The organism is Leptolyngbya boryana PCC 6306, from assembly GCF_000353285.1.
Lineage (GTDB): Bacteria > Cyanobacteriota > Cyanobacteriia > Leptolyngbyales > Leptolyngbyaceae > Leptolyngbya > Leptolyngbya boryana.
This window is the reverse complement of the sequence record NZ_KB731324.1, coordinates 4,016,925-4,039,580: the sequence shown is the minus strand read 5'-3', so window position 1 is coordinate 4,039,580 and position 22,656 is coordinate 4,016,925. Positions and strand designations below refer to the sequence as shown.

Below are 22,656 nucleotides of genomic sequence, written 5' to 3'. Positions count from 1 at the left end.
TTTCAGAGTGGAGTAGACATCGGAATTGCCTGAGATTCATCAAATTCAGGTAGCGTTGCTAGCTTACGAATCGAAACATGAACATCCATATTCAAGTAATCGCCAGTTTCGCCAAACCATGATCCCGACAAAGGAATCACCTGCCCTGGATGCCGCGCGATCGCCACTCGAATCAAATCATATCCTGCTGTAATTCGGTTCGTGGGATCATACGCTCGCCATCCCGCACCGGGTAAGTAAACCTGCACCCAAGCATGAGTCGCTCCTGAACCTGTCATTCCAACTTCACCGCCATCTAAAGCAGAATCATAGAGATAGCCACTGACAAATCGACAAGCAAGCCCCAATCGCCGCAATGCTTCAATCATGAGCCAAGCATAATCCCGGCAAGTTCCCGACTTTAAGCGCAAGGTTTCTGCTGGACTCTGAGTTCCTTCGACTTCGCGCCCTTGATAAGTCAACGTCTGGTTAATGGCATCCATCATCCGGTGCAAGACATCCAAGGTATTGTCTTGATCCCCTGCGACAAAATGTTTTGTCCATGCAGCGAGATGACCTTCGGGATCTTCAGTGTGGGGACGAATGAAACTCGATAAATCATTCCATTCGTCTGGTGTGTATTGAACGGGGATCTCTTCTGCACGGTGATCGAGGGGAAAATCCGCGATCGCTGGAATCCCAAAATGCTCGCCTCGCATTCGGTAGGTCACGATCAATTCCTTGGCAGGCTGGCTAAATGTTAGTAACGTCACATTATTCGAGAGCGTATCCATCATCCAGCGCATCTCACAGGGAATATTGGTCTCAAGCGAATAGCTGAGGATGCGCCCACCAAATCCCATATTGGGCAGAAAAATCGCCCGGTGCTCCCCAAATGTGACCGGGTTTTGATACCGATACGTGGTGATATGTTCGAGATCGTAAATAACACTCATAGCATTTCATCAAAATTGACTAGCAACTGGAATCTGTCCTGCCCGGCTTGATGAGGGTTCTCTCAAAGACCATACGATACAGTAAAGCCTCAGCGATCGCGAAGTCCGCTGAGGCTCTGGGTTCAATGAAGCAGGCTAAATTTCTTCGTCTTTGCGTTCTTGGCTGAGGCGATTGATCAAATTCAGGACTTGATCGCCGCGCTCTAGGGATCGATCTTCGATAAAGATAACTTCTGGGGTGCGGCGCAGCCGAATCCGTTGTCCTAATTCACTCCGAACATAGCCTGTCGCAGATTTTAATCCTGCCATCGTTTCAGCTTTGGCTGTTTCGTCGCCATAGATGCTGACAAAAATCTTGGCATGTTGTAAGTCGCCTGAGACATCGACATCAGTGACGCTCACCATACCCGTTCCGACGCGATCGTCTTTGATGCCATTTAACAACATTTGACTCACTTCGCGTCTGATCGATTCTGCGACACGAGCCATTCTTCGATCTGTCGCCATAACAATTCGTTCCTATGAGGTGCTTAAGGTTTTGATTCTAACATTTCCGATGTTCTACACAGGATTTAAGCCCAACATCGCCCGTAAGGTGAAAGAAAGAAAAGCAAAACTCGCGAGGAGGATGCCAACGGTCGCGATTGCGGTAACAGGGCGTTTGAATAGAGGCGCAAAGGGTGCAAGCACGTTGAGAATGACACCGAAAATGACACCAAAGATAAAACGTGGATACTTAGAAACAGTATTCCAAAGGTCTTGCATCATAACGTTAGGTTCCTAAACTATTCTCACTTTATCAATTTTGTCCACTCGTAACTGCTTTGACTAATGCATCAAACAACCAAATCGACACCTTGCGGCGAGTATAAGCCCGCGCCAGCTTAACTTTCACGCCTTTGGGTTTTTCGTTGCTGTGTAAACTGTAGCGATCAAGTGCAGCTTGATGCAGTTGGCGCGCTTCCAGGATGCGAGCATTGCTCGTTTTAGTGCTCGTTTCAATCCGGGTGAATATCCATAGCCAGAGAGCTTTTCGACACAAGGATGAGCCGCCGGCGCGCGATTTTTTGCTACTGCCTGAGTCTTCACGGACTGGAGCACATCCGATCGCTTTTTGAAATCGTCTCAGCGACAGATAGCGCGTGGTGGGATTGCCTGAATTTCTGCCCTTGCGAATATGCACTTCTGGTTTGCCATTGAGTAGAAAGTCTTCGAGTGGATAGATCGCTGATAGCAATAGGGCTGAAACTTTTTCACCGAAGCCAAATTCTGCAAACACTTTCAAGTAGGGTGTGAATTGCGGATCGCTCTGCACTAAGTGGCGCAGCTTTTGGGTGATGAACTGCTCCTCTCGAAAGCAGGCGGTGAGCGCTTTGGCTTGTAGCTCAATTTCGTCGGTAATCCCAAACCCGATCGACTGCTCTAGCAGCCTATCGTAGCGCTTTGAGTTGCGTTCTCCAGCGAGCCAGCCCCAGAATAGCGGCGCACCATCGCAGTGTGCGTTCATCTTCTCCGGAAAAGCTTGCGCCAGATCTTGCCGCAGTCGATTGACGATCGGGTTTTTGCGGCGATCGAGGTGCTGGAGCCGAAGAACGAGTGAGCGAATCTGTTGAATTTTAGGCTCACGTTTTCTCAGATAGTCGAACTTGCTTTGTTTAAATGGATCGAGTCCATAGCAAGCAAGTGCCAGCGAGTCGGCAAAGTCATCCTTGTCGGGTAGCCCTAATGATTTACGGTAAGCTCGCGCCTTGCCGTGATCAACAGCACGACACTCAACTCCTGCTTCTTCGAGTCGCGCTACCCACAACGCAGAATAAGCCGTTCCGGTGGGTTCATAAATCGCGATCGCGGGTTTGAGAGCAAGCAGCTGATTTAAGCCCTCCCGATTGAGGGTGAATTCATGAAAGTCGTATTGCTGGTAAAAGGTCTGCGGATGCGTGGGGCGCTCGGTGAGTAGGCACGCAACAATTTTGCCGGAACCAATATCGATTCCGACGACGCGGGGGCTGTTCATACTTTCTATCCGGGGACTAAATTGAGTGGAATTGTGTCAATCAAGCCTACGAGTCCCCACAATCGGTGAGATTAATTCACTTTTCAGGCGTTGAGATTGACAAGTTGAAAGACTTTGAGCCGCGCTTAAGGGAACTAGAGGCACATGAGCCTACTTCATCATGAAAGCGCTTAGCTAAAAGCCACGGGACGATCAACCGCGCTTAGGAGAATAGAAAGGCAATATGCCTACTTCACTTTGAAAGCGCGGGACTCATGCCGCGACAGACATAATCAGGCATTCAATCGAGGGATTTAAACATCCGAATTATGTCTGTTTCATTTGCTGAGTTTGGCAAAATCATCAGGCGGACTGAAATCGGAAAAGTATCGGACGGATTTCGGAAAAGTATCGGAAAACCTGATCGGATGGAAATCCGCTAGGCTTTTCTGTCCGAATCCGATTTGTCCGAAAATCCGAAGTTTGTCCGAACGGACGGGTCAAAGAGTTAGGAGAAGTCGCCATTCTTTCTGGTCAGAGTTGCGCCATTCGCCTGCTTGAATTCCGTTTAATGCTGTTAGCAATTGCCTGACTTGATCAGTGTTCAAGCCGTATTTTTTAGCCCAGTTTGAGCGCAATTTCTCAACTGAAATCCATCCTTCTTTGTCGCAGTATTGCGCGCCTTGACTACTCAAATACTCAACACATAGCCATCCGATATCCCCACATGCTTGCATCACGTCTTGCTTGAGTTTGAGTAGGTAGGTGGCTTGTTCTGGTGGTGCAAGTGCAGAGTGTGGGGTTACACCCCACTCCCCACTCTGCTCCGGATAGAGGTTGCCTAACTCCTGCATCTGCTGATTGTGATCAAGATCCATCGTTGCTAGGTTTCGGTGATGCTGATTCATCATGCCGTGTGAGATTTCTCGCTCGATCAGCGACTCGGTGAGTTCCTGTCTGCGTCCTTCTTTCTGCCACTTGGGGAGAATGTGCAAGGCATGAATGAAGCAGAGAATCGGAATTAGAAAAGTGAGCAGCTGGATCGACGGCGGCAAGAGTTTGGCAAAGCAGATGAGGATAAACCAGGTAAAACAACCTGCACCAAACGTGACTGCCCATTGTTGCCCGTAGTCGGCTTGAGGCATCCAGGTCATGAAGCGAGCCATCCGATTAGACCTCCAATCATGAATACCAGGAAAAGTGCGATCGCTAAACCGAGTGAGGTGTCCTCCCCCCATCCAAAATGCTGATCGAGCAGTGGACCCGCGAAGTAACTCATGAGGGTGAGAACGAGCAGGATGAGAAGAACGACCCATAATCCGACTGTGAGCGGGGGAAGGTGGCGCGCCATTAGCCCAATAAAAGAACTAATGGCTAGACCTAACCCCAATAGGGTCGCGAATCTAGCCATTTTGAACATATTCGATTAGCTCCAGCGGTTGCTTACGTCAGAGTAGAGCGCTTGGTATTCCGAGACTTTCATCTGAGCATCGTGGTGAGACGCGCCCAAGCTGTAGCCCATTTGAGCGTATGCCGGGGTGAGGTTGTAAAGCGTCTTCGCCTTGCTGACATCCGCTTTTTTCTTGGTGGCAGTTGTGCGAGCCACGGTCGTTTGATAAGCGCGGAAGCTGGATTGATCCGCTGCATCTGAGGATTCAATCGATCGCAATGCCTGATAAGCCTGACGGTTATTTTTCGCCTGACGCTTGCGAGTGGCGGCGGTGATTCTCAGTTTGTCCGCTTCCTCTTGGGTGAAGTTGCGGTGTCTGCTGACAACCTTCTCGGTGCGAATTTCGCTACTGTCACCGGGATTCCAGGGAGTAGGCGCGCCGCTGGCGACATTCATCACGTCGTTTGGGGTCATGATTTGATTGACCTTAGACATTTTACCGTTTGAACTTCCGAGTCTCATTTGATTTGCTCCTTAATTTGCAGAATGAATTTAGCGATTGCAGAATGCAAGGCAGTTAGTCGGGACCACCTTTTCTTGAGTGACGATTACAGGCTTTTCGATAATTTGCGGCTGAGCCGTGGCGGCAGCTGGCGGCGCGAGCAGGTTGATCGCGACGTGAGTGACGGCGGCGATCGCGACGGCAGCCATGCCCACTGCGAACCAGAACAAGCCGTCTTTATCGGAAAGTAGCTTGACGAGTGCAGAGTCAGGAACCAGGCGATAGTCTGTGCCGTTGTGACGGTAGACCGGGTAATCGGTCGGTTTGGTGCTATGCCATTGAATTGGCTGATGTTTGGTTAGATTTGGCATGATATGGATGAGTAGATTTGCACAAACAAATCAGCGATCGCACTTCCGTGGAGAAAGTACGATCGCTGATTTCATTGATTGATGCTTGATGATGCGTTCATAATTATTGGACTGCTCCGTCTGGGTGATGCTTGTACGGGGCTAGGGGGAGTTCATCTCCCCCGAATTCAGAATTTATTTTGGCTGCGATTTCACCTCCTATCGAGTTACTGTGTGCGCTGAAGTGTAGATAAGGACTACGCTTCAGCGTTTTCTGTTTCTGCAAGTAGCGCGTTCCTGTCTGGAAACTCGAAGCCTATAGCTTTCAAAACCTCGTCAACAGGCGTTTCTGCGAGTACAGACACCTTGAGAACAAAATCAATCTTGTCAGGCAAGCGTCCTTCGTTCTCGTATCTCTGCCACATGCGAGGCGACACGCCGACAGCTTTCGCCATCTGCGACCTGTTAAGTCCAGCTTTTTCTCTTAGAGCTTTCAAGCCTGCATTACCTCGAACTGAAGTATTGACCTCCATATTATCAGACATCCGTGTCCGTCGGACATAGATGTCTGGTATCCTTAAGGACAGGACACCCATGTCCGGTGTGCATCCGTGCGGGGAAGGACTGCCAAATCTAGCCCTGCACGGCTAACCAAATGATCTAACGAATCGGACATACACTTCCGATTCTCTTTACACCAGTGAAAAAAGTACTCAGATTTAAGTCCGAAAAAAAAGCGCGATCGCATTTCTCCGGAAGGTGCGATCGCGCTTACCTGAAACGAGGCTATCTCATGACTAACGAAGAAATCATCGATCGCTTACGCCGACTGACCACATGGCTCGCTGATGACCAACAGGAGCAAGCAGCCGAATTACTGGATGAGTTGAGCAACCGAATCAGTGGCCAGGTCATCACGATGAATCTTGGCATCACTGGCAGTCCAGCCATTCTGGCGGCTGCGATCGGCAAAATCATCACGGACAACTCCAGCGCCGCTGACTTAGAACAGCTGCGTAACGACCTGATGGTGAGTCTTGCAAGAAGTGGTGAGGCGCGGGGATGACTCGACCTTTTACCAAACTCGAATCGATCACCTACCATCACAGCGACTCTGAGGACTCAGCAGAGATTGTTGATATCGCCAGAACTTACGGCGATCGACTGGAAAAGCTCAGTTCAACGCAACGACTCGATTTAATTATCGCGATCGCCGGACGAATGGAAGACCGAACCGACGCTGCACTCTGCCCGCAGGAACTGCGTGACTCACTCGATTCGATGTCTAACGACACGCTCTGTGCCCTGGTGATTGCTGCGGCTCACCAGCTACGGGCGGACTTGAATCACGAGCGTAATTCCTGACAAAAAAAAGCGGTCGCAGCCTCTGTCCGAGTGGGATCGCTCAAAAAATTGCTTAAAGATGTAACCAAAGGATAGCTTATGCAACTCCAATCAAGACCAACAAATCGCGACGCTGATATTTTGGCGGTGATCGCGCTGGAATTTGGGGACTACCTTGAATTTTTCACCCCAGAACAGCGCCGTGAAGCCTTACTCCTGATTTCGCTCACAACCTATACAGGCTCGATCTACCTGGCGGCAAATCATTTTGCCCTGTCCATTTCCACGATGTCACTTCCTCGAAAGTTCGGTTTACTGGCGGGGCGGCTGTCGAGAAATGGGCTGCTCACTTTGTCGATCGCGCTGGCTCAATCTCTGAAGGACTACCCATGAATGACCTCGAACGAAACCGCATTCGTCGGCTAGAAAACCACGTCAGCATCTTGATCACCCAACTGGCGATCACAAACACTGATTTGTGGCATGTGGTCGGAGAACTTTACACCCTCTACGATCCAAGCCATCCGAGGGCAATCGAACTGAGCAAGAAACAGCTTTCAATTGGCAACCGGATTGAGGCGATTCGATCGCTGAATCCTCAGCCTAAAACCTTCTAATACCAAACAAGCCAGCGGGAAGATTGGAGCCTTTCCCCGCTGGCTTGTTCCATAACACTAATCATCTGCCGACCCAACAAATACTCGCTTGCTGGCAATTTCGCACGCGAGAAACCACGTAACCGCATACCCCTATGAGGCTAGTCAAATGGTAGCAAGCCATAACACCCCCGTCCAACCTGAACCGAAAGTTTTACCAATCCATCCTCAGCAAGATGGGCTGATGATGATGGAGCTAGAAGGTAAGCGGCGCTTTGAGGACGAAATTCTCAAGAAGTCGCTTCAGAATCTTTGGGAACCTGCACACCGCAAGCACTATCTCACTCAAATTGCTCGTTCCTATGACACGTCGATCGAGACGGTGGAAGAAATCGCCCAACTCTTAGTCAGCAACATGGGCGTAGACCTGGAAGAACAGGAATTCACCTCAATGGTGCAAACTGTGCGGCAAATCGAATCGATCGTAGATGAGGGATTGAGAAACTTCAAACTCTCTCGGCTCGCGAAGCGCCTGAGAATGCCGAAGACCGACATGATGAATTCCTACTACAAAGCGCTGATTAATCAGGCTCCCTTTGTCGATTACACCCTTGACCAACTCGATCAGCTTTGCACCCAGGTTAAAGACTGGCTTGTGAGTGGCTGGATTCCCCAAGGCATCGTCATGCTGCTCCATGCCCTCGGCGGCGCTGGCAAATCACTCATGATTTACGAGTTGATCGAATGCGTGGTCAAAGGGCAACCGTGGAACGGCTATCAGGTCAAGCAGGGCAGAGCGCTCATCCTGCAATCGGATGAACCCGTCATCGTTACCCGCGAGCGTATGCAAATTCGCGAACTCAGCCGCGAGTATCCCGTTACCGTCGTACCCGGCTGGCAAGTGGAAAACATGGCGCGATTGGAAGCGCGGCTGAAAGAATATGCCGAAATGGGCGATCCAGTCAGGCTGTGCATGGTGGATTCTGTGACGGCTATCAATCGCAACACGCTGATTTCCGAGAACGACACCGAGTATGCTCGCTTCATGCTGCAACTGAATGATCTGGGCGATCGCTACGGTTGCACCTTCATCGTTGTTCACCACTCCAATTCTGATGGCGAGTCGCGAGGGACGAAAGCCTTATACAACTCGGCTTCCGAAGTTTGGGGCTTGATGGTTGCCGATGAATCGACGGGCGATCGCATTTTGCGAGTGCAGAAAACGCGCATGGGACGACCGCCAGGGCGCTATAAATTCCAGTTTGAAGAGGAGAATTTCACCTTCACCTACTTGGGACGTGAGGGTGACGAATCTGGAGAAGAAACAGCCCACACCGAAAAGCGGATCGAGCTTTGGCTGAATGAAGATGAGCATCGCGGCATTGGCTATGAAGTCGAAGAAATTGCCCAATATCTCGGACTGAATAAAAATACTGTCCGCAAAGTTTTGAAGGAGATGTGGGCAAAGGGTTCTGTGATGAGATATCCAAAGCGACAAGGAAACACAATGGTCTACTACGTGGGCGAACGTCGATCGCCAGATGAGGCGCGATCGACTAGCGATCGACCCTGCGATCGACACAAAAATCCAGCAAATCCGGGAAAAACTGAGGCTAGTGATCGGTCGATCGCGAAAAGTGAGCAAATTTCACTGTTGCAAAACCCTCAAAATGGCGATCGACCGATCACTAGCCCGGTCAAACCCTTGAAAAATATAGAAAATGATGTCGATCGCGAGGTCGATCGCACGTCGATCGCAGGGTCGATCGACACCCCGCTTATTGAGAACGCGATCGACTTGATTGAGGTGGGCGATCTGGTCACTCCTAATGCAACTTCTACGTGGCACAGTAGCGGAAGTGACAAGCTACCCTGGCGAGATATCCCTAAGCCTTACACCAGCAGTAGCAAGACCATTCCGGTTAATGCAATCGAGGGCAAGCTTTTCTTTGAATTAACGGACGTGAGCCGTGTGATTGCCATCAATGGTGAACGAATCAAGGTTCGCAATCAAAAGACCGGGCGCAATAGCGTCTACCAACTGGCTGACGTTTCGTTGCTGAGGAAACGCAATGGTTAGCTGGACTCAAATTGAATCCGCTCGCGAGGCATTGCTAAAGATGGCGCGTGGTAAGCAATTGGCATTACCGATCGCTGTGGAAGTTGTGCCAAAAAAAAAGAATTCTCCCTCACGACGAGCGAGGGAGAAGCGGCGGTATAAGCAGTTGGACTTGTTCTAGGGGTTGAGCGCGATCGTCACTCAGATGTGAATGCGGGATACTCTGCGATCGCAGTTCTCGAAGCTGCGATCGCTCGATACTCTTGAGCCAGCTGCTCTAATCCCAACGCAAGCTCTAAATGTGAAATGCCGCCTATTTCTGGCAAGTGAATCACTAAAAATCCAACGTGAGTCTTAACGGCTCTCACGTTCTCCAGGTCCATATTTTCCATTGGCTGTCTCAGGTGTGGTGAGGCGATCAAGTTTTTCGTTGAATAAACTCATCTCTTGCTGAATCTGCTGAAGGGCGTGGAAAATCTCGGTTTCCGTCCGCTTGCTCATCTGCAAAGCGAGATTAATATCTGTCGTAGCTGCACCCATTCGCTCGATCGCGAGCGCAATTTTATCGTGACTGCCTTTCAGCTGGATCAGCATTTCGGCTTGCTGTTTGAAGTGGATATTGCGATCGTTGCGAACATCCTCAATCAAAATTGCCATCAGCTTTTCTTCGCTGGCATCCTTCTGCTTGAAAAACCCTACGCCTTCTTTGATCAGGTAAACCACGATCGCCACCATCAGCCCACCTTCCATTAGAGGAGGGGTAGCAGTTGGGAGGGGTGAGGGTTGAAGCGGTTGAGCGGTCATCGCTGAAATATTGCTCATGTTGCTTGCCCCCAGATCAGCATTTCACCGACCGAAACGTTTACCCCGCCTGTGCTGTTAGAAAAGACAAACGTGTAAATCGTGTGAGCGGTGTTGAAATCTGTATCACTAGCGAGGTTGATCGTTTGGACTGTGGCTACAGTTGCCAGAGTGCCAGAGTATAACGGTGTACCAGCTGTGCTGGTCACTGCTCCAGCAAAGATGCTCAAATCTCTAGGATGATTGAAATTTCCGTTGAACTGCCCTAACCAAAGCTGCACTTGATTAAGGTAGACAGCGGTTGAAAACTGCACTTGTACGAATACCGTTGAGGCATTCGTCACCATCATTCCAACGGTGTTACTACCATCACGCAAAGCGCTCATTGTGTAGGCTGTGCCGTGATAGGTGTAGCTTCCGTTATTGATCGGCGTGTAGGTCAGCGGGTCAAGCTGCGCTGTATTGCGGCTTGAGATTGTGTTAGACACTAAGCCCGCGTTCCTCAAGCAATCTAGAATCGCCACGCTCGTTGTCCTCAATTGCTCGTTCGTTGGGTTCGATGGAGGATTTGAAATTGTGGGCGGTGTAGTAGAAGCCCTAGCAGCGCGGGTTACTGGCATTAGACAAACTCTCGTACTAAAGCGTTTCCACCCGTAGCCGACCAAATCCCGGCGATGTTGCCTGTGTAGGCAATCGGAAGCTCATACAAATCGCCATTGTTGAGCGAGATAGTAAACGCAGAAGTCGAAGCGGTTGCACCTAGCTCGACATACAAAATACCCGTGCCGTTGTTCAAGATAGAAGCGCTCTTTCGGTTTGCGTTTGCAGCGAGCAGCTGCACAGAAGTTGTCGAAGCTGTGACGCTCGAAGCTACGACGTTTGCGCTAGTTGGAGTATTTACAGTAATTTGGCTTGAACCGCCGCGAGAAATGGGCATAGAAGAAACCTCAATCTGAACATCAAAGGGCGTTGCAAAATTCGGCACTCTGAGGGCAAGAGCGCGATCGCTGAAAAATGGGGGCGCTTCAAATTCGAGAATCCGGGCGTGAGGGGTCGCAGTAATGCGGCGCTCGTCATAGATATCAGTGGAGTCCGGATCAACTTGAGCAAGCCAAACCGGAACACCAGCCGTCTCAAACGTGAGCCTGACATAACCTAACTCTGAGCTAATTACTGGAGTAGATTGCCAGTCTTGCCCTGCGGTAATCGTCGCGATCGTTGTCCAGGTCATCAGAATAAAAGTTGAACTTGCGTTTGCAGTTCTCGAATCAAGTCTTCAGTACTATCGCTCTCTGAGCCGATGTACTCGTAGAGCGTCAAAGCCAGATCGCTAAACCACCACGGACAACTAAATTTCAGTTGATAAGTGGTTGAGAACTTCGGAAAAATCAGCAATCTTGCACCATTGCAGGGCAGTTGATAGCGACTAAGCGCCAGCTGCCCAATGTCAGAAACGCCAGAATCGACTAGGGGCGTGAGTGATCCGCCGCTTTTCCAGGTTGATCTGGCGTACTGGCTGAACGTTTTAACCGCCAGAATGCGCGATTCTGCTTGCACGGGTAGCACCGTGTCAGGAATCAGCGATCGCTCTCTCACGCTGATTTGCTGAGTCGTAAATTGGTGCTGATAGAGTAAGCGCCAGTTTGTACCGTTAGCGGGATTGATGATTAATCGGCTCATACATGAGGCAACCAGATGATCGTGTCTGCATCTTCTAGAGCCGTTCCCTGATCAATCACAGCGTCAATGTTCTCGTCAACAATGCCCCAGTACTCACCTGGCTCTACGCCAAATTGAGCGAGACAGTCTTCTAATTCATCGATCGTCGCTTCTCCCTTGAGAAACTTCTCAGTTAGGCGTTGAATCGTGAAATGAGCATCAATTTCAGCTGCAATATCGCTTTTGTTGTGATCTGGGGTGAGTCCCAGATCAAGCAGGAACGGCTCTAGAACGTGCATGGATTAGACCTTCTCTTCAACCAAAGTAAACTTCAGGTTAGTCGAAGACCCTTTCGCCTGAGTTGCGATTTCGTTGAAGGCATCCACCATCGTATCGGTTGCGCCTTTCTTGCCAAATGGAATCGAAGCGCTTTCAGTGTTGTACTTGAGATACTTCAATCCAGTGAGCTTGGAAGTAGCAGCTGTACCAGTCTGGCTAGACTGCTGACGACGCACCACGCGAGCGGGTCGGTAGGTGCTCATCTTGATCGGGGTGTTTGTGCCCAAGGTTGCCGTGACACGGGTATTTGCTTCGCTCAAGTTGCTGAACAAGTTCCAGGACGGAACCAGGGCAGAGGCTTGAATTTTTACCGCAGTGCCGAGAGGTAGAGCGAAGGGGTCGAGGTAGAGCTTAATCGAGTCGGGACGGTTGCCTTTCGTTCCAATTCCCTCGCCTTGTTCAGCCAGTCCTTGCAAGTAGTTAAGGTATCTTGTGCGAGCGGTTGCGCCACGCATTCCGCGTAGAACGCGGGAAAATCTCGGTGCTGTTGACATACGTTGTAAGAGTGTTTGAGAGTGAGTAGCTGTATGAGAAGCGTGCCTTCAATCTACCCACCCAAAAACACCTATACGAGTTTCTGGAAAGGTTGAACCTTTCCCAGTGATACCGAAAATTTTAGGTTCGATAGCTTGTCACCAAAGCATTGTCATACCGTCCAGAACGGTCGAATAAGTACACGGGTTTGGCTAGACCTGCGAGCTTCACCGTGGCGTATTGAAACCGCACTTCAGCAATTGGGCGACGGCGGGGAAGACGGCGGGATTTGCCCAGAATTGTCTCTCTCGGTGGAATGGTGGGAAAGGCTTCAGAAGGGCTACCGTTTTCGATACGGTTGAAGAACTCCCAGTCGGGTGTGTGTGATTGCAGGTCTAGCACTTTGCCGACAAGGGTTCTTGCGTCGGTTTCATTGCGGGTAAGCAATTGAAGCTGATAGCCTTTATCCCAGTCAGTGTAAGAGCAAAGTTCCTTGCCTTTCCTCCAAATAAACCCTTGACCCGTGCCAAATTCGGTCTTGATTTTGTTGGCAAGGGCGAGCGCTTCGGAATTAGAAAAGGTTGTACTCGTTTGAGTCATTAGACGGAATGAAATTTCGCCCGAAACCGCATCATAACCGGGTTCAACGTCTTCTAGGTCTTCCAGAAAGTAGAGCGTCACTTGTGGACGGGTGCGACGTAACACGCGGTAATTCAAATCGCGATCGCTGCTCGCTATGCCCTGATTCCATCGCTGTTTAATCAGCATGTCAAAGAGCAGCATTCTCGATAGAGTCATATCCATTGTGTCTAGCTCTGCATGAGTGCAAGCGGTTCTCAGACTTGCTCTAGGGGTACTGATATCCGGGTCATCAGTCGTAATGTCGCTGAACCATTCGCGCACCTCTGGGTTATAGGTGCGTCGAATGGTGTCTTGCAGGTGTTCAGCGGGGCTGAAATTGTTCGGTAAAGGCATTACTCTGCATCTCCTTTTGTGCGGTCTGTTGGTTGCAGAGTGGGCGATTTACTTGCGGCATTCGACTGATCAGCCGTGGCTTTTGTCGAATCGTTATCGGGGCGACTGTTGGGGGTTGCTTCCTTGATTGCCTTGTCAAAGGCTTCTTTCTGCTCCCTAAATTCGTTCACTTCTTCAGTGATTGATCGAACCTCGCCCACAACACTAGCAATTGAGCTTGCGGCATCATCTAGGTTTTCTTGACCATCCCTAAATTTCTGCATTCTCTGCTGCCATTTGCTCTGGGCTGTAACCCGCTCTGGCATCCAGGGATAAGCATTCTCGCCCACGACTCGGAAGCGTTTCAGCGCGTTGCCAATTTTTCCGGTATTTTCTGCCGTCCATTCGGCAATTTCGCGGGATGAGTCAGCGATCGATCTGACTGTCCAAACAATTTGGCTCGCAGTGGTGACAATGCGATTGAGCTTAGTAAAGGTTGCTTTGGTCCCGTTCCAGGTTTCTGCCCCTAGCGCATTCTCCATCGTTTCATTGACTGCCTTACCTAGTACTTCGTTAAAGTCAAAAGCTTCAGCGGCGGTCTTATCTACGCCAAACATCGGGGCAAAGGTTTGGACGGACTGCGTAACGACATCGCCCATAGTCTGACCCAGATTTGCAGACAGCATCGCGGCATTATGCAACGATGCAGCGGTGCTGAGTGTGTTCATCACTTGAGTGAGCCGCGCTCGCAACTCTGCCAAACCAAAGCGCGATCTGATGTTGGCAGTGCGATCGCCCATCATTTGGGCAAATGGAGCCATATTTGCGGGAACTTGTACAGGTTCTTTCACAAACACAGCGCCAGTGAGTCGGTTCCACGTCACAAATTTATCGACTGTGACTGTGACAGTCTGATTCTGGTTCTGTTGCCCTCGCTGTAAGTTAGCAATGCAATCATTTTGACAAAGTGGAGGAGTAGACAAATCAGGCTCAACTCTGCGCTCTGCCTTGTCTTGAATTTCCTGAATTTTGTCAGGCTTGATTTTGCCATCTTTGAGGAAATCAGTAGTCACTCTGCCGTCTAATCGCTGTCTTAGCCCAACTTCTGGAGCAAAGTTAGGGCGCTGTCTTAAATTGACTTCTGGAGCGAAGTTAGGGCGCTGATCTGTCCTAATTTCCTGTCGAATTTCATAGCGGGGCTTGGGGTCGATTCCGGGTCTAATTGGCGGCGGCGGCGGCGGCTCAATTCTTTGACCTGGTGGCGGTGGCGCAAAGACTACGGGCGGCGGTGGCTCAAGTCTTCGCTCTGGTGGCGGTGACTCAAGTCTTCGCTCTGGCGGTGGCGGTGGCTCAAGCCTTCGATTCGGCGGTGGCGGTGGATCAGTTACTCGCCTCCCAGGCGGCGGCGGTGCAAAGATAAATTGAAACGGCGGCGGCTCAAGATTTGGATCAATTCCATTTTGGCGATCGCCTTGGACTTCACCCCCGCCGTTAAAGGGCTTTGCCGCGTCGGAGTTGTATCGCACTCGAAAATTACCAAACCATAAACTAGCGGTAGAAACTGGCTCTCCAATCAACTCCCTAATCTGCTCGCCATTCGCGTTTTTCCACACCAAATAGAAGCGATTGACAATTCTCATGCCAGATTCATCGATCGTTTGTGGGTTAGTCGAATGAGGGGTACTTTCATCCGCTGTTTCACGCTCGATCGATAAGGGAATTCCGATTCTCGGCTGAAAATTGCTAACATTCGTGTCTTCTTCTCCCGGTCTGAGAGTTAGCGATTTATCGCCCGGATTTGCTACCGATCCGGTGTTCCGGTTATAACGACTCGCCACAACGAACACTACAAATGTTTGAACTTCAGAGGGTTCAAAGTTGTAAATCGTCGCATCTTGGACTTTTCCTTGCTCCCACGGCTTCCAGCTAGTGCGCGCATCCTGTGTTTTTCTTTGCTGAAACTCTTGTAGCTTTCTAGCTCGCTCAAACGGGTTAGGCTCCTCTTGAATACGCGCGATTTCTTGCTTTTCTTGCTGAGTGAGTGGAGGTTTCCCGATCGCCTGTCGAATCCAATCTGATAGGGTATCGCGCGCCTTGTTGCCTTGGGTTCTGATAATCCAGTCACCCACTGCACTAATCGCAGCGCCACCAATCGCAGCTGCACCCATGCCACCGCCAAATCCGCCACGATTGACTTGAACGGGCGGCGGCGCTGCGTTCCCTTGTCCACGCGGGAAGGGTTGAGCAGAGGTAAAGCCCTGATCGAATCTTTGCTGAGCGCTGATTCGATTGCGGTCTGTTCCATATTTGACGATCGCTGATGACGAGTCATTGCTACGAATCTGAATTTCGTTGGTACTGAACCCTTGGCGGCGATCTGCCTCTGCCATCTTGATGAGGCGGTCTACGTCGATTCTGCCTGTGTTGCGGTCGAAAGCTGCATTGACTCTTAAGGCTTCCGCCATGCGTGCATCATAGGAACCCTGAGAGACGGCATGAGGCTGAATCGGTTTAGAAGGCGGCGGCTCCGGATTCCTTGCATTTCCGGTGTAATTTTTTCCGGTGATAGTATCCCAGTATTTTGCATAATCAATCCGACCTGTACTATCGGTGAAGTAAGTACGGGCATACGCTTCGCTAAATGACATAACAATCTCCTAAACAGAAAAGGAGTGCCTTGCGACACTCCAAACAACGGCTGTGAGGTTGAAATTAATTCGAGGTATATGCCGAGGGGATTTGAGTCTGTGAGAACTCCCTAACGTGAAGCCATAGCTTTTTAGAGTTGTCAGAAGCCCATGCCGGATCGATTTCAAAGCTCGCTCGCATCCATAAGCGGGTTGTACCGTCTGCTGCTTTGAAGATTCCAGAATCGACTACACGCTCATTTGCTAAGTCGGTTTCGAGAACTCGCATTTGTGGATTCATCGCTTGAAGGGCGAGCAGCGCCCAGGCGGCGATGTCCTCAACCGTGTTAATTGCGGGTGGAATTTGGTTTGAAATGTTGAGTGCAGTCATGTTGATTTAAGCCTTGCTACGGGCTTATTAATCCCTGCAATGATGCAAATCACAGCAGAAACGCATTCTCCAATGCCACAAAGGGCATGAAAGAGATTCTGAGTTTCCCAATGTTTGAACTCGCCCTGCTCGTCTTAATCATCTGTGTCCTTTGTTGGGTGTTGCCACAACTCAGTAACTCGCCTTCACGACGATCGACACCCGTGCGCACTTCTTCAAAACCCGCAATTCAGCAGCGCCTCTATCAGCTGGTATACGGCGATCGGGCGACGGCTGATCGACTTTTGAGGCAAGCCCGATCGCGCTATCCCGATCGCTCAGAGCAATGGATTTTAGAAAAGGTTGTTTTTGATTTGGAGCGCGATCGCCGATGGTAATTTTCAGTTGGACTAAATTTGGATTAAATCGCTTTTTGGTTATATTCGGAAACCCCGATTCTCTCGTTAGCATTGATGCCACTTTATGACGAGAGAATCGGGGTTTTGATAGGGACTTCTGCGGTGTGATACAGAAGCGCAAGAAAACTCCTGGGGACTCATCATATCGAGAAGACGATCAATTACGAAACCTGATCAAATTGCCGTCGCGATTTATAGAATTCTGATCAGATCAAATGTATTTTAGATGTTAAATAATAGTCATGATGACTCAAGTGAAAACCCCGGTTTCGCCGCGTCCTTTTATTAAGTGGGCAGGCGGAAAAACTCAACTAATTTCGCAGTACGCTGACTATTTTCCCGATCGCTATTTGAATTACTATGAGCCATTTGTCGGTGGCGGTGCGATCTTTTTCCACCTGCAACCGACGAGCGCGGTATTGTTTGATATTAATCTCGAATTGGTGAATGTGTATCGCTGTGTGCGCGATCGGCTGGAGGAATTAGTCGATCGCTTAGAAGAACATCACGAACAGCATAGTTCTGAACATTACTATGCCGTGCGTGCTGCTATGCAAATCTCAAAATCCGAAGATTGGTTTGCTCAAGGCTCGAATGTTGATCGAGCAGCACGATTTATTTATCTCAATAAAACTTGCTTCAATGGGTTGTATCGCGAAAATTCTAAAGGGCATTTCAATGTGCCGTTAGGAAGTTATAAGAACCCGGCGATTTATGATCCAGAGATTTTGCGAGCAGATTCGATCGCGCTTCAGTCGGCTGAGATTCAACCGGGATCGTTTGATCAAGTGCTGCAATATGCTCACACGTCTGATGATTTTGTCTATTTCGATCCGCCTTACTACCCGATTAGCCCGACGAGCAATTTTACAGCTTACAATCGCTATGCCTTTGGCGAAGAAAAGCAGATCCAGTTGCGCGATGTGGTGAAAGAATTAAGCGATCGCGGCGTGAAGGTGATGTTATCGAATTCCGATTGTGAGTTTGTGCGCGACTTATACCAAGATTTCAATATTCATACAATTCACGCAACTCGCAATATTAACTGCAATGCTGAAAAACGTGGCAAAATCACCGAAGTCTTAGTGACAACCTATTAGAAATTTTGGGTTGAGAGCAAGGAGATTCCATCAATCCTGCAAATGTGAAAATTGATAGGCTCCAATGCCGGATAGCACGATCGCCATGACGAGCAGCACCGGAATCACAAACCAAGGAAATTGCTGAATCGGCAAGTAAGCTGCCGCCCGCATTCCCAAGGTTGTGTAAGTCAGTGGCAGTAAATAGACGATCGCTTTGAGTGCGATCGGTAAAGTAGAAGCGTCAAAAAATGTCCCACCTAGAAAAGACATGGGAACAATCACAAAATTGTTGTAAATTCCAACGCCTTCGAGCGATTTTACATTCAGCCCAACAATCACCCCCAATCCAGCAAACACAGCACAATTGAGGGTGAGTACCAGCAAAAATAGCGGATTCAGAAAGCTCCAAACTTTTCCTGTAAAGATGATAGCAACCAGAATCACTGAGCTAGCTGTGAGTAATCCCCGCAGAATTCCCGCCATCATTTTGCCCAGATGTACTGCTAACGGGTGAACGGGCATCAATAGCATCTCCTCAAACGTTTTCGTAAATAAGCGATCGCCACAGATCGAAAACGTCGTTCCTCCAAAACTAATCACCATCGAAGACAGTGCAACCATTCCCGGCAGAATGAACTGCAAATAATTGTCTCCGGCACTCGGCTTCGTCACAGTATCTAAAGAACTGCCTAGACCTAATCCAAACGCCAAAATATAAATTAAGGGCGAAACCAGCCCCGAAGAGACAATCTGCACAATCCGCACCCGCAAATCCAGCCAATCGCCCCAAAAGACAGTCAAACTATCTTGCAGCAAGGTAGACAACGGAGAACGACGCAGTTGAGCAGAACGCATAAGTTGTGAATCTGTTGATAAATCTTTACGGTGAGGACATTTTCGCATTATTTGGGAGCGTTTCTGAATCAGTTCACCCCCACTCCCCACTCCCTATTCCCTACTCTCCACTCCGCAGGTAGCATAATCCCCTTCAAATTCGTCACAATAGGCAGAAGAAAGTTTGGAGATGCCTCGGTGAACTTGCTGCTTGTTCTACTTACAATAGGCGCGATCGCATATTTCTTTCTGTCTCACCACAATCGCCAAATTCAAACGGTTCGAGACAGTGATGTTGTCGTGGTCGAAGGCGCGATCGATCGCTATCCGAATTTGCCATTGGGAAATTTTGCTGTTCCGAATCGATTTCGCAGCCCTGATCGGGTTCAAGTCGTTTTCCCCATGCTCACCGACGCAGGCGACGTGGAATATCTCTACTCTTGGCACAGTCTGCGGGCAGTGACTCCGATGACGTTATCTCGTGACCATCGCCAAAACAAAGTGCGAGTCATGGCAGAACTTGCCCCTTTGATCAAAGAACATCTACGGCTCGAACTCGACCGGGTTGCGCTGGAAAACCAACTGACTAAAATTCAAAAACTTGCGGAATTAGTTGCAGTCTCCGACCTCTATGCATCGCAACTCGGAACTTATGAAAGAGCGATCGACGAAACCGAAAAACTGATCTGCAAAGTTGAAGAACTTAGCCGCATCTATGTCCGTATGGTCAAAGAAGCCTTAATTGGAACTCGAATTGCCGAATTTAATCCGGATCTGCTTTTGGATCTGCATGTTCCTTTAGACGAACAATACACTCGCGTCAAATCCGAATATCAATTCATGAAAGACTCAGCCCAAGCCTATTACGACCTGCTGAAAGAGAGCCAGGGCGCAACAGACTTGACTTCTTAGATAAAATAGAATCCACCCCTTCTCAATGACACCTATGAAGCGTAGACCTAGAGGCAACTCCTACAACGACGATCGCTACGACGATCGTTATGATGAATACCTACCCCCTAATCGAGGAACTCCTCCTGTGAACAAGACACCCTCTTGGTTCAATGCAACCGCGATCGCGGTGATTGCAGGTATTTTCATCTTAGGAATTGGTGTTGGGATTGCTTTTAGTGCTGCAACGCCGACGAATCCCACGAGCGTCGTCACGAACTTACAAATTGATCAACAAGCTCCTAATCCCGAACTTTGTATCCAAAACGGAGCCAGTGCGATTTCGGTGAATACGCGCCTGTATGTGACCCTGAACCCGTTCAAAGTGTTTGTGGCTCAAGCTGCAATGGAGCCGGCTTGTATTTTGAGACGCGCCAACTGGACAGTCTTAGAGCAGCGTAAATTGCTGACTTCTGATCAGACTCGCGAATGCCGTCAGAAGATGAACACCTTCGGCTATGTGGGCAATCTCGACAATAAAGATAAAGTCTCGATCGATTGCGTCTACCAAAGCGACAATGCCAAGAATCTCTTCCTTGGCGGCGCTTCAACGCCCACAATTGGCAACGATGATCAGTTCTAACGTCGTCTTCCTTACAACTTCAGAAAGCACTGCATATCGGCAGTGCTTTTTTCTTGCGGTGGCATTGGAACATGGCGCGATGTAGGGGAGATTGTATGTTTTTAGCGATCGCATAGATCAGAAAAATCGAGAGAAGAAAACAACGATATATGCAAGATTTCAATCTCTTATTTTCAATCTCTTATGCGTAGTATCTAAAACCGATTTTTTAACAAGTAATAGGCTAATTCCAATAGATAAATATTTGACGTGTTGTAAAACTTAATGGTTTTTTCAAAATCCCTTCAAATTTGGGGTTTAAGCTGCACAATATAACCTGAAAAAAACAGCTTGCAACTGTGGTTCTTCCCCTTTCGGGCAACACTTGATGACGCAGCCTGTTTGTGCAGTTTATGTTCAAAATGCTCCCACAATTTACCTTCTTTTTACAAAACCATTACAACTCAAAACCTTCAGTTGTGATGGTTTTAGAATGGCTGAGTTCTTCCATAACTCCTTCTCTCAGTAAAGTATCGTTCGGATGAGGAGCCTGTGTGAGAATCCTGTTGATTGAATCCGAATCCCAGACGACTGCTGCGATTACCACCGCTCTGAATGCTCAACAGTATGCGATCGATGCTGTCGATCAGGGTCAAGTCGCGATCGAAATGGTGCAAGCTTATGAATATGATCTGCTGATCATGACCGCTGGAGCAGAACTTGCGGAGATTCGTTGGTGTCGAACATTACGATCGCAAAATTACTCTGCGCCGATTCTGATGTTGATGACGACGAACAATAGTCGCGATCGTGTGCTCGCCCTCAATGCAGGAGCAGACGATTGTTTAGCCAAACCCTTTGATATTGCAGAACTTGTCGCACGAGTTCAATCCCTGCTCCGCCGTCGGCAAGCAGTCTTTACTTCAAGCCTAGACTGGGATGCGCTTAAACTTTATCCCGATAGCCGTCGGGTCACTTGGCAAGATAATCCCCTGAGCTTGACAGCGAAAGAATTTCGGCTGTTGCAGCTTTTTCTTGAAAACCCACTGCGAATTTTTAGCAAAGATGTCATTCTCGATCGCTTGTGGGACGCTTCAGAAGCACCGGGAGAAGGAACAGTCGCATCGCATATCAAAGGACTTCGACAAAAGCTCAAGGCAAGCGGGATCACCTATGAAGTGATTGAAACCATTTATGGACTGGGATATCGGCTCACGCCACCCCCGGATGCAAAAAATAAGTCTACTCTTTCATCTCCCGATCGCGCTGTCTTACAACAAGAAGTTTTAGCAGAAGTCGCTGCAATGCAAGCCGACTTGAGAGAAAGCTTGGATGAAGAAGTTGCCATCTTTGAGCAATTTGCAGCGCAATTAGTGGCTGGACAACTTAATCAGAGCTTGCTGTCGCAAGCCCAATATCAAGCTCATCAACTCATCGGTACGCTCGGCTCGTTAGGGCTTTCAGAAGGATCTCAAGTTGCCCAGCAAATCGATCAACTTCTCCAGACCTCGGGATCATTAGGACAAGCTGACGCAGAGCGTCTCTTACAACTAGTGGCGTCACTCTCGATCGCGATTGCAGCCGCACCCAGTATTGCCATTCCCGCTCTGAGTCCCAACGTGGATTCGATTCGACTCCTGATTATCGATGATGATACAACGCTGACCAAAGTGCTGAGACGAGCCGCGATCGCGACTGGATTTGAAGTAGAAGTCGCAACAACCTTAGAGCAAGGTCGCGCGGCATTACGTCGCTCCTATAGTGGAGAAATTCCGCCTCCTGATGTTGTCTTACTTGATTTGATTTTTGCAGATTCCGAGGAAGATGGATTGAGCCTACTATCAGAATTGGCTGCGCAAAATTCAACCATTCCAGTTGTGGCATTAACTGTGAGAAATAGTTTGCGCGATCGCATTACAGTCGCTCGTCTTGGTGGACAAGCTTTTCTGCATAAACCCATTTCACTCACGGAGGTGTTGCGAGTTGTGACCAAACTGCTAAACCCGGCTCCACCTTCAGAAGCAAAGGTGCTGGTTGTCGCTCATGAATCACAAATCCTCGAACAGATTATTGAACTCCTACCTCCGTGGGGGTTGCAAGTTACGACCTTAGCTGATCCCGAGCAATTTTGGGAAATCTTGACGGCAACGGTTCCTGACTTGCTGATTTTAGATGTCGAAATGCCAGAGTTTAGCGGCATTGAACTCTGTCAAGTGGTGCGTCAAGATCCGCAGTGGGCAGATTTGCCCATTTTATTGATGACGAGCTATGGCGATTCTGAGGTGATTCATCGTGTATTTGATGCAGGAGCAGATGACTTTGTCGGCAAGCCGATAATTCCGCCAGAACTCATTGCTCGCATTACGCGCCGCTTGGAATGGACACGCCTACGCAAACGAAACCGATAATAAAACT

The 22,656-nt window shown here is 49.1% G+C and carries 31 protein-coding genes; 11 read left to right on the top strand and 20 right to left on the bottom strand.

From position 1 onward, the window contains the following. Positions 1-2: 2 nt before the first annotated feature. From LEPBO_RS0120210 to LEPBO_RS0120170, 9 genes are all read right to left on the bottom strand, one after another. Positions 3-935, bottom strand: coding sequence for a transglutaminase family protein (locus LEPBO_RS0120210; protein ID WP_017289388.1), 933 nt, complete (start codon positions 933-935; stop codon positions 3-5). 135 nt (positions 936-1,070) lie between these two features. After that, positions 1,071-1,442, bottom strand: coding sequence for a 30S ribosome-binding factor RbfA (gene rbfA / locus LEPBO_RS0120205; protein WP_017289387.1), 372 nt, complete (start codon positions 1,440-1,442; stop codon positions 1,071-1,073). A 54-nt stretch (positions 1,443-1,496) separates the two neighbouring features. Then, entirely contained in the window at positions 1,497-1,703 is a 207-nt protein-coding gene (locus tag LEPBO_RS0120200) for a DUF751 family protein (RefSeq protein WP_017289386.1), read from the bottom strand. Positions 1,704-1,734: 31 nt separating this feature from the next. Continuing rightward, a complete protein-coding gene (locus tag LEPBO_RS37665) occupies positions 1,735-2,949 on the bottom strand; it encodes an IS110 family transposase (RefSeq protein WP_017289385.1) in 1,215 nt (404 codons plus the stop codon). A gap of 479 nt (positions 2,950-3,428) precedes the next feature. After that, positions 3,429-4,094: a hypothetical protein gene (locus LEPBO_RS0120190; RefSeq protein ID WP_026148779.1), complete on the bottom strand. Its 666-nt coding sequence runs from the start codon at positions 4,092-4,094 to the stop codon at positions 3,429-3,431. Then, on the bottom strand, positions 4,079-4,339 hold the full coding sequence (locus LEPBO_RS0120185) for a hypothetical protein (protein ID WP_225885687.1): 261 nt from the start codon (positions 4,337-4,339) through the stop codon (positions 4,079-4,081). Before LEPBO_RS0120185 ends, LEPBO_RS0120190 begins: the two co-directional genes overlap by 16 nt. Positions 4,340-4,354: 15 nt before the next feature. Then, positions 4,355-4,840 (bottom strand): hypothetical protein, encoded by a 486-nt coding sequence (locus tag LEPBO_RS0120180; protein ID WP_225903962.1) that lies wholly within the window; start codon positions 4,838-4,840, stop codon positions 4,355-4,357. Between the two features lie 30 nt (positions 4,841-4,870). Next, positions 4,871-5,191 carry a hypothetical protein gene (locus tag LEPBO_RS0120175; RefSeq protein WP_017289380.1) on the bottom strand — a complete coding sequence of 107 codons (321 nt, stop codon included), beginning with the start codon at positions 5,189-5,191 and terminating at the stop codon, positions 4,871-4,873. A gap of 236 nt (positions 5,192-5,427) precedes the next feature. Continuing rightward, positions 5,428-5,715, bottom strand: coding sequence for a helix-turn-helix transcriptional regulator (locus LEPBO_RS0120170; protein WP_172410457.1), 288 nt, complete (start codon positions 5,713-5,715; stop codon positions 5,428-5,430). A gap of 248 nt (positions 5,716-5,963) precedes the next feature. On the opposite strand from LEPBO_RS0120170, the gene LEPBO_RS0120165 reads away from it, so the two are divergent. The 6 genes from LEPBO_RS0120165 to LEPBO_RS43380 all read left to right on the top strand — a co-directional run bounded on the left by LEPBO_RS0120165 (position 5,964) and on the right by LEPBO_RS43380 (position 9,350). Next, positions 5,964-6,236 (top strand): hypothetical protein, encoded by a 273-nt coding sequence (locus LEPBO_RS0120165; RefSeq protein ID WP_017289378.1) that lies wholly within the window; start codon positions 5,964-5,966, stop codon positions 6,234-6,236. Beyond that, positions 6,233-6,535: a hypothetical protein gene (locus LEPBO_RS0120160; RefSeq protein WP_017289377.1), complete on the top strand. Its 303-nt coding sequence runs from the start codon at positions 6,233-6,235 to the stop codon at positions 6,533-6,535. Before LEPBO_RS0120165 ends, LEPBO_RS0120160 begins: the two co-directional genes overlap by 4 nt. 78 nt (positions 6,536-6,613) lie before the next feature. Then, complete coding sequence (locus LEPBO_RS0120155; protein ID WP_017289376.1) at positions 6,614-6,907, top strand: hypothetical protein; 294 nt, start codon at positions 6,614-6,616, stop codon at positions 6,905-6,907. Beyond that, a complete protein-coding gene (locus LEPBO_RS0120150; protein WP_017289375.1) occupies positions 6,904-7,131 on the top strand; it encodes a hypothetical protein in 228 nt (75 codons plus the stop codon). The genes LEPBO_RS0120155 and LEPBO_RS0120150 overlap by 4 nt, the downstream gene beginning before the upstream one ends. 148 nt (positions 7,132-7,279) lie before the next feature. Continuing rightward, positions 7,280-9,190 (top strand): AAA family ATPase, encoded by a 1,911-nt coding sequence (locus LEPBO_RS0120145; protein ID WP_017289374.1) that lies wholly within the window; start codon positions 7,280-7,282, stop codon positions 9,188-9,190. After that, positions 9,183-9,350, top strand: a complete 168-nt coding sequence (locus LEPBO_RS43380) for a hypothetical protein (RefSeq protein ID WP_017289373.1) — start codon at positions 9,183-9,185, stop codon at positions 9,348-9,350. The genes LEPBO_RS0120145 and LEPBO_RS43380 overlap by 8 nt, the downstream gene beginning before the upstream one ends. 16 nt (positions 9,351-9,366) lie before the next feature. Here LEPBO_RS43380 and LEPBO_RS42410 read toward each other — a convergent pair whose 3' ends face one another. The 10 genes from LEPBO_RS42410 to LEPBO_RS0120090 all read right to left on the bottom strand — a co-directional run bounded on the left by LEPBO_RS42410 (position 9,367) and on the right by LEPBO_RS0120090 (position 16,414). After that, complete coding sequence (locus LEPBO_RS42410) at positions 9,367-9,552, bottom strand: hypothetical protein (RefSeq protein ID WP_144056237.1); 186 nt, start codon at positions 9,550-9,552, stop codon at positions 9,367-9,369. Further along, positions 9,524-9,991, bottom strand: coding sequence for a hypothetical protein (locus LEPBO_RS0120130; protein WP_017289371.1), 468 nt, complete (start codon positions 9,989-9,991; stop codon positions 9,524-9,526). The genes LEPBO_RS42410 and LEPBO_RS0120130 overlap by 29 nt, the downstream gene beginning before the upstream one ends. Beyond that, positions 9,988-10,494, bottom strand: coding sequence for a hypothetical protein (locus LEPBO_RS0120125; RefSeq protein WP_017289370.1), 507 nt, complete (start codon positions 10,492-10,494; stop codon positions 9,988-9,990). The genes LEPBO_RS0120130 and LEPBO_RS0120125 overlap by 4 nt, the downstream gene beginning before the upstream one ends. Positions 10,495-10,589: 95 nt before the next feature. Continuing rightward, positions 10,590-11,201: a hypothetical protein gene (locus tag LEPBO_RS41845; RefSeq protein ID WP_017289369.1), complete on the bottom strand. Its 612-nt coding sequence runs from the start codon at positions 11,199-11,201 to the stop codon at positions 10,590-10,592. Next, a complete protein-coding gene (locus LEPBO_RS0120115) occupies positions 11,201-11,650 on the bottom strand; it encodes a hypothetical protein (RefSeq protein WP_017289368.1) in 450 nt (149 codons plus the stop codon). Before LEPBO_RS0120115 ends, LEPBO_RS41845 begins: the two co-directional genes overlap by 1 nt. Continuing rightward, positions 11,647-11,928: a hypothetical protein gene (locus LEPBO_RS0120110; protein ID WP_017289367.1), complete on the bottom strand. Its 282-nt coding sequence runs from the start codon at positions 11,926-11,928 to the stop codon at positions 11,647-11,649. Before LEPBO_RS0120110 ends, LEPBO_RS0120115 begins: the two co-directional genes overlap by 4 nt. Positions 11,929-11,931: 3 nt before the next feature. After that, a complete protein-coding gene (locus LEPBO_RS0120105; protein ID WP_017289366.1) occupies positions 11,932-12,462 on the bottom strand; it encodes a hypothetical protein in 531 nt (176 codons plus the stop codon). 121 nt (positions 12,463-12,583) lie between these two features. Then, complete coding sequence (locus LEPBO_RS0120100; RefSeq protein ID WP_017289365.1) at positions 12,584-13,417, bottom strand: hypothetical protein; 834 nt, start codon at positions 13,415-13,417, stop codon at positions 12,584-12,586. Then, positions 13,417-16,044, bottom strand: a complete 2,628-nt coding sequence (locus LEPBO_RS0120095) for a hypothetical protein (RefSeq protein WP_026148777.1) — start codon at positions 16,042-16,044, stop codon at positions 13,417-13,419. Before LEPBO_RS0120095 ends, LEPBO_RS0120100 begins: the two co-directional genes overlap by 1 nt. Positions 16,045-16,108: 64 nt before the next feature. After that, the gene (locus LEPBO_RS0120090) at positions 16,109-16,414 is read right to left on the bottom strand and encodes a hypothetical protein (protein WP_017289364.1); all 306 of its coding nucleotides are present in this window, start codon (positions 16,412-16,414) and stop codon (positions 16,109-16,111) included. Between the two features lie 110 nt (positions 16,415-16,524). On the opposite strand from LEPBO_RS0120090, the gene LEPBO_RS0120085 reads away from it, so the two are divergent. Both LEPBO_RS0120085 and LEPBO_RS0120080 read left to right on the top strand, forming a co-directional pair. Next, entirely contained in the window at positions 16,525-16,791 is a 267-nt protein-coding gene (locus LEPBO_RS0120085) for a hypothetical protein (protein ID WP_148668928.1), read from the top strand. Positions 16,792-17,054: 263 nt separating this feature from the next. Further along, on the top strand, positions 17,055-17,912 hold the full coding sequence (locus LEPBO_RS0120080) for a DNA adenine methylase (protein WP_017289362.1): 858 nt from the start codon (positions 17,055-17,057) through the stop codon (positions 17,910-17,912). A gap of 30 nt (positions 17,913-17,942) precedes the next feature. On the opposite strand, the gene LEPBO_RS0120075 is transcribed toward LEPBO_RS0120080, so the two are convergent. Next, complete coding sequence (locus tag LEPBO_RS0120075; protein ID WP_017289361.1) at positions 17,943-18,749, bottom strand: ABC transporter permease; 807 nt, start codon at positions 18,747-18,749, stop codon at positions 17,943-17,945. 177 nt (positions 18,750-18,926) lie between these two features. Here LEPBO_RS0120075 and LEPBO_RS0120070 point away from each other — a divergent pair, with 177 nt between their 5' ends. From LEPBO_RS0120070 to LEPBO_RS0120060, 3 genes are all read left to right on the top strand, one after another. Next, on the top strand, positions 18,927-19,640 hold the full coding sequence (locus LEPBO_RS0120070) for a hypothetical protein (protein WP_017289360.1): 714 nt from the start codon (positions 18,927-18,929) through the stop codon (positions 19,638-19,640). A gap of 34 nt (positions 19,641-19,674) precedes the next feature. Continuing rightward, positions 19,675-20,262: a DUF3172 domain-containing protein gene (locus LEPBO_RS0120065; RefSeq protein ID WP_017289359.1), complete on the top strand. Its 588-nt coding sequence runs from the start codon at positions 19,675-19,677 to the stop codon at positions 20,260-20,262. A 533-nt stretch (positions 20,263-20,795) separates the two neighbouring features. Continuing rightward, complete coding sequence (locus tag LEPBO_RS0120060; RefSeq protein ID WP_017289358.1) at positions 20,796-22,649, top strand: response regulator; 1,854 nt, start codon at positions 20,796-20,798, stop codon at positions 22,647-22,649. The last annotated feature ends 7 nt before the right edge of the window (positions 22,650-22,656 follow it).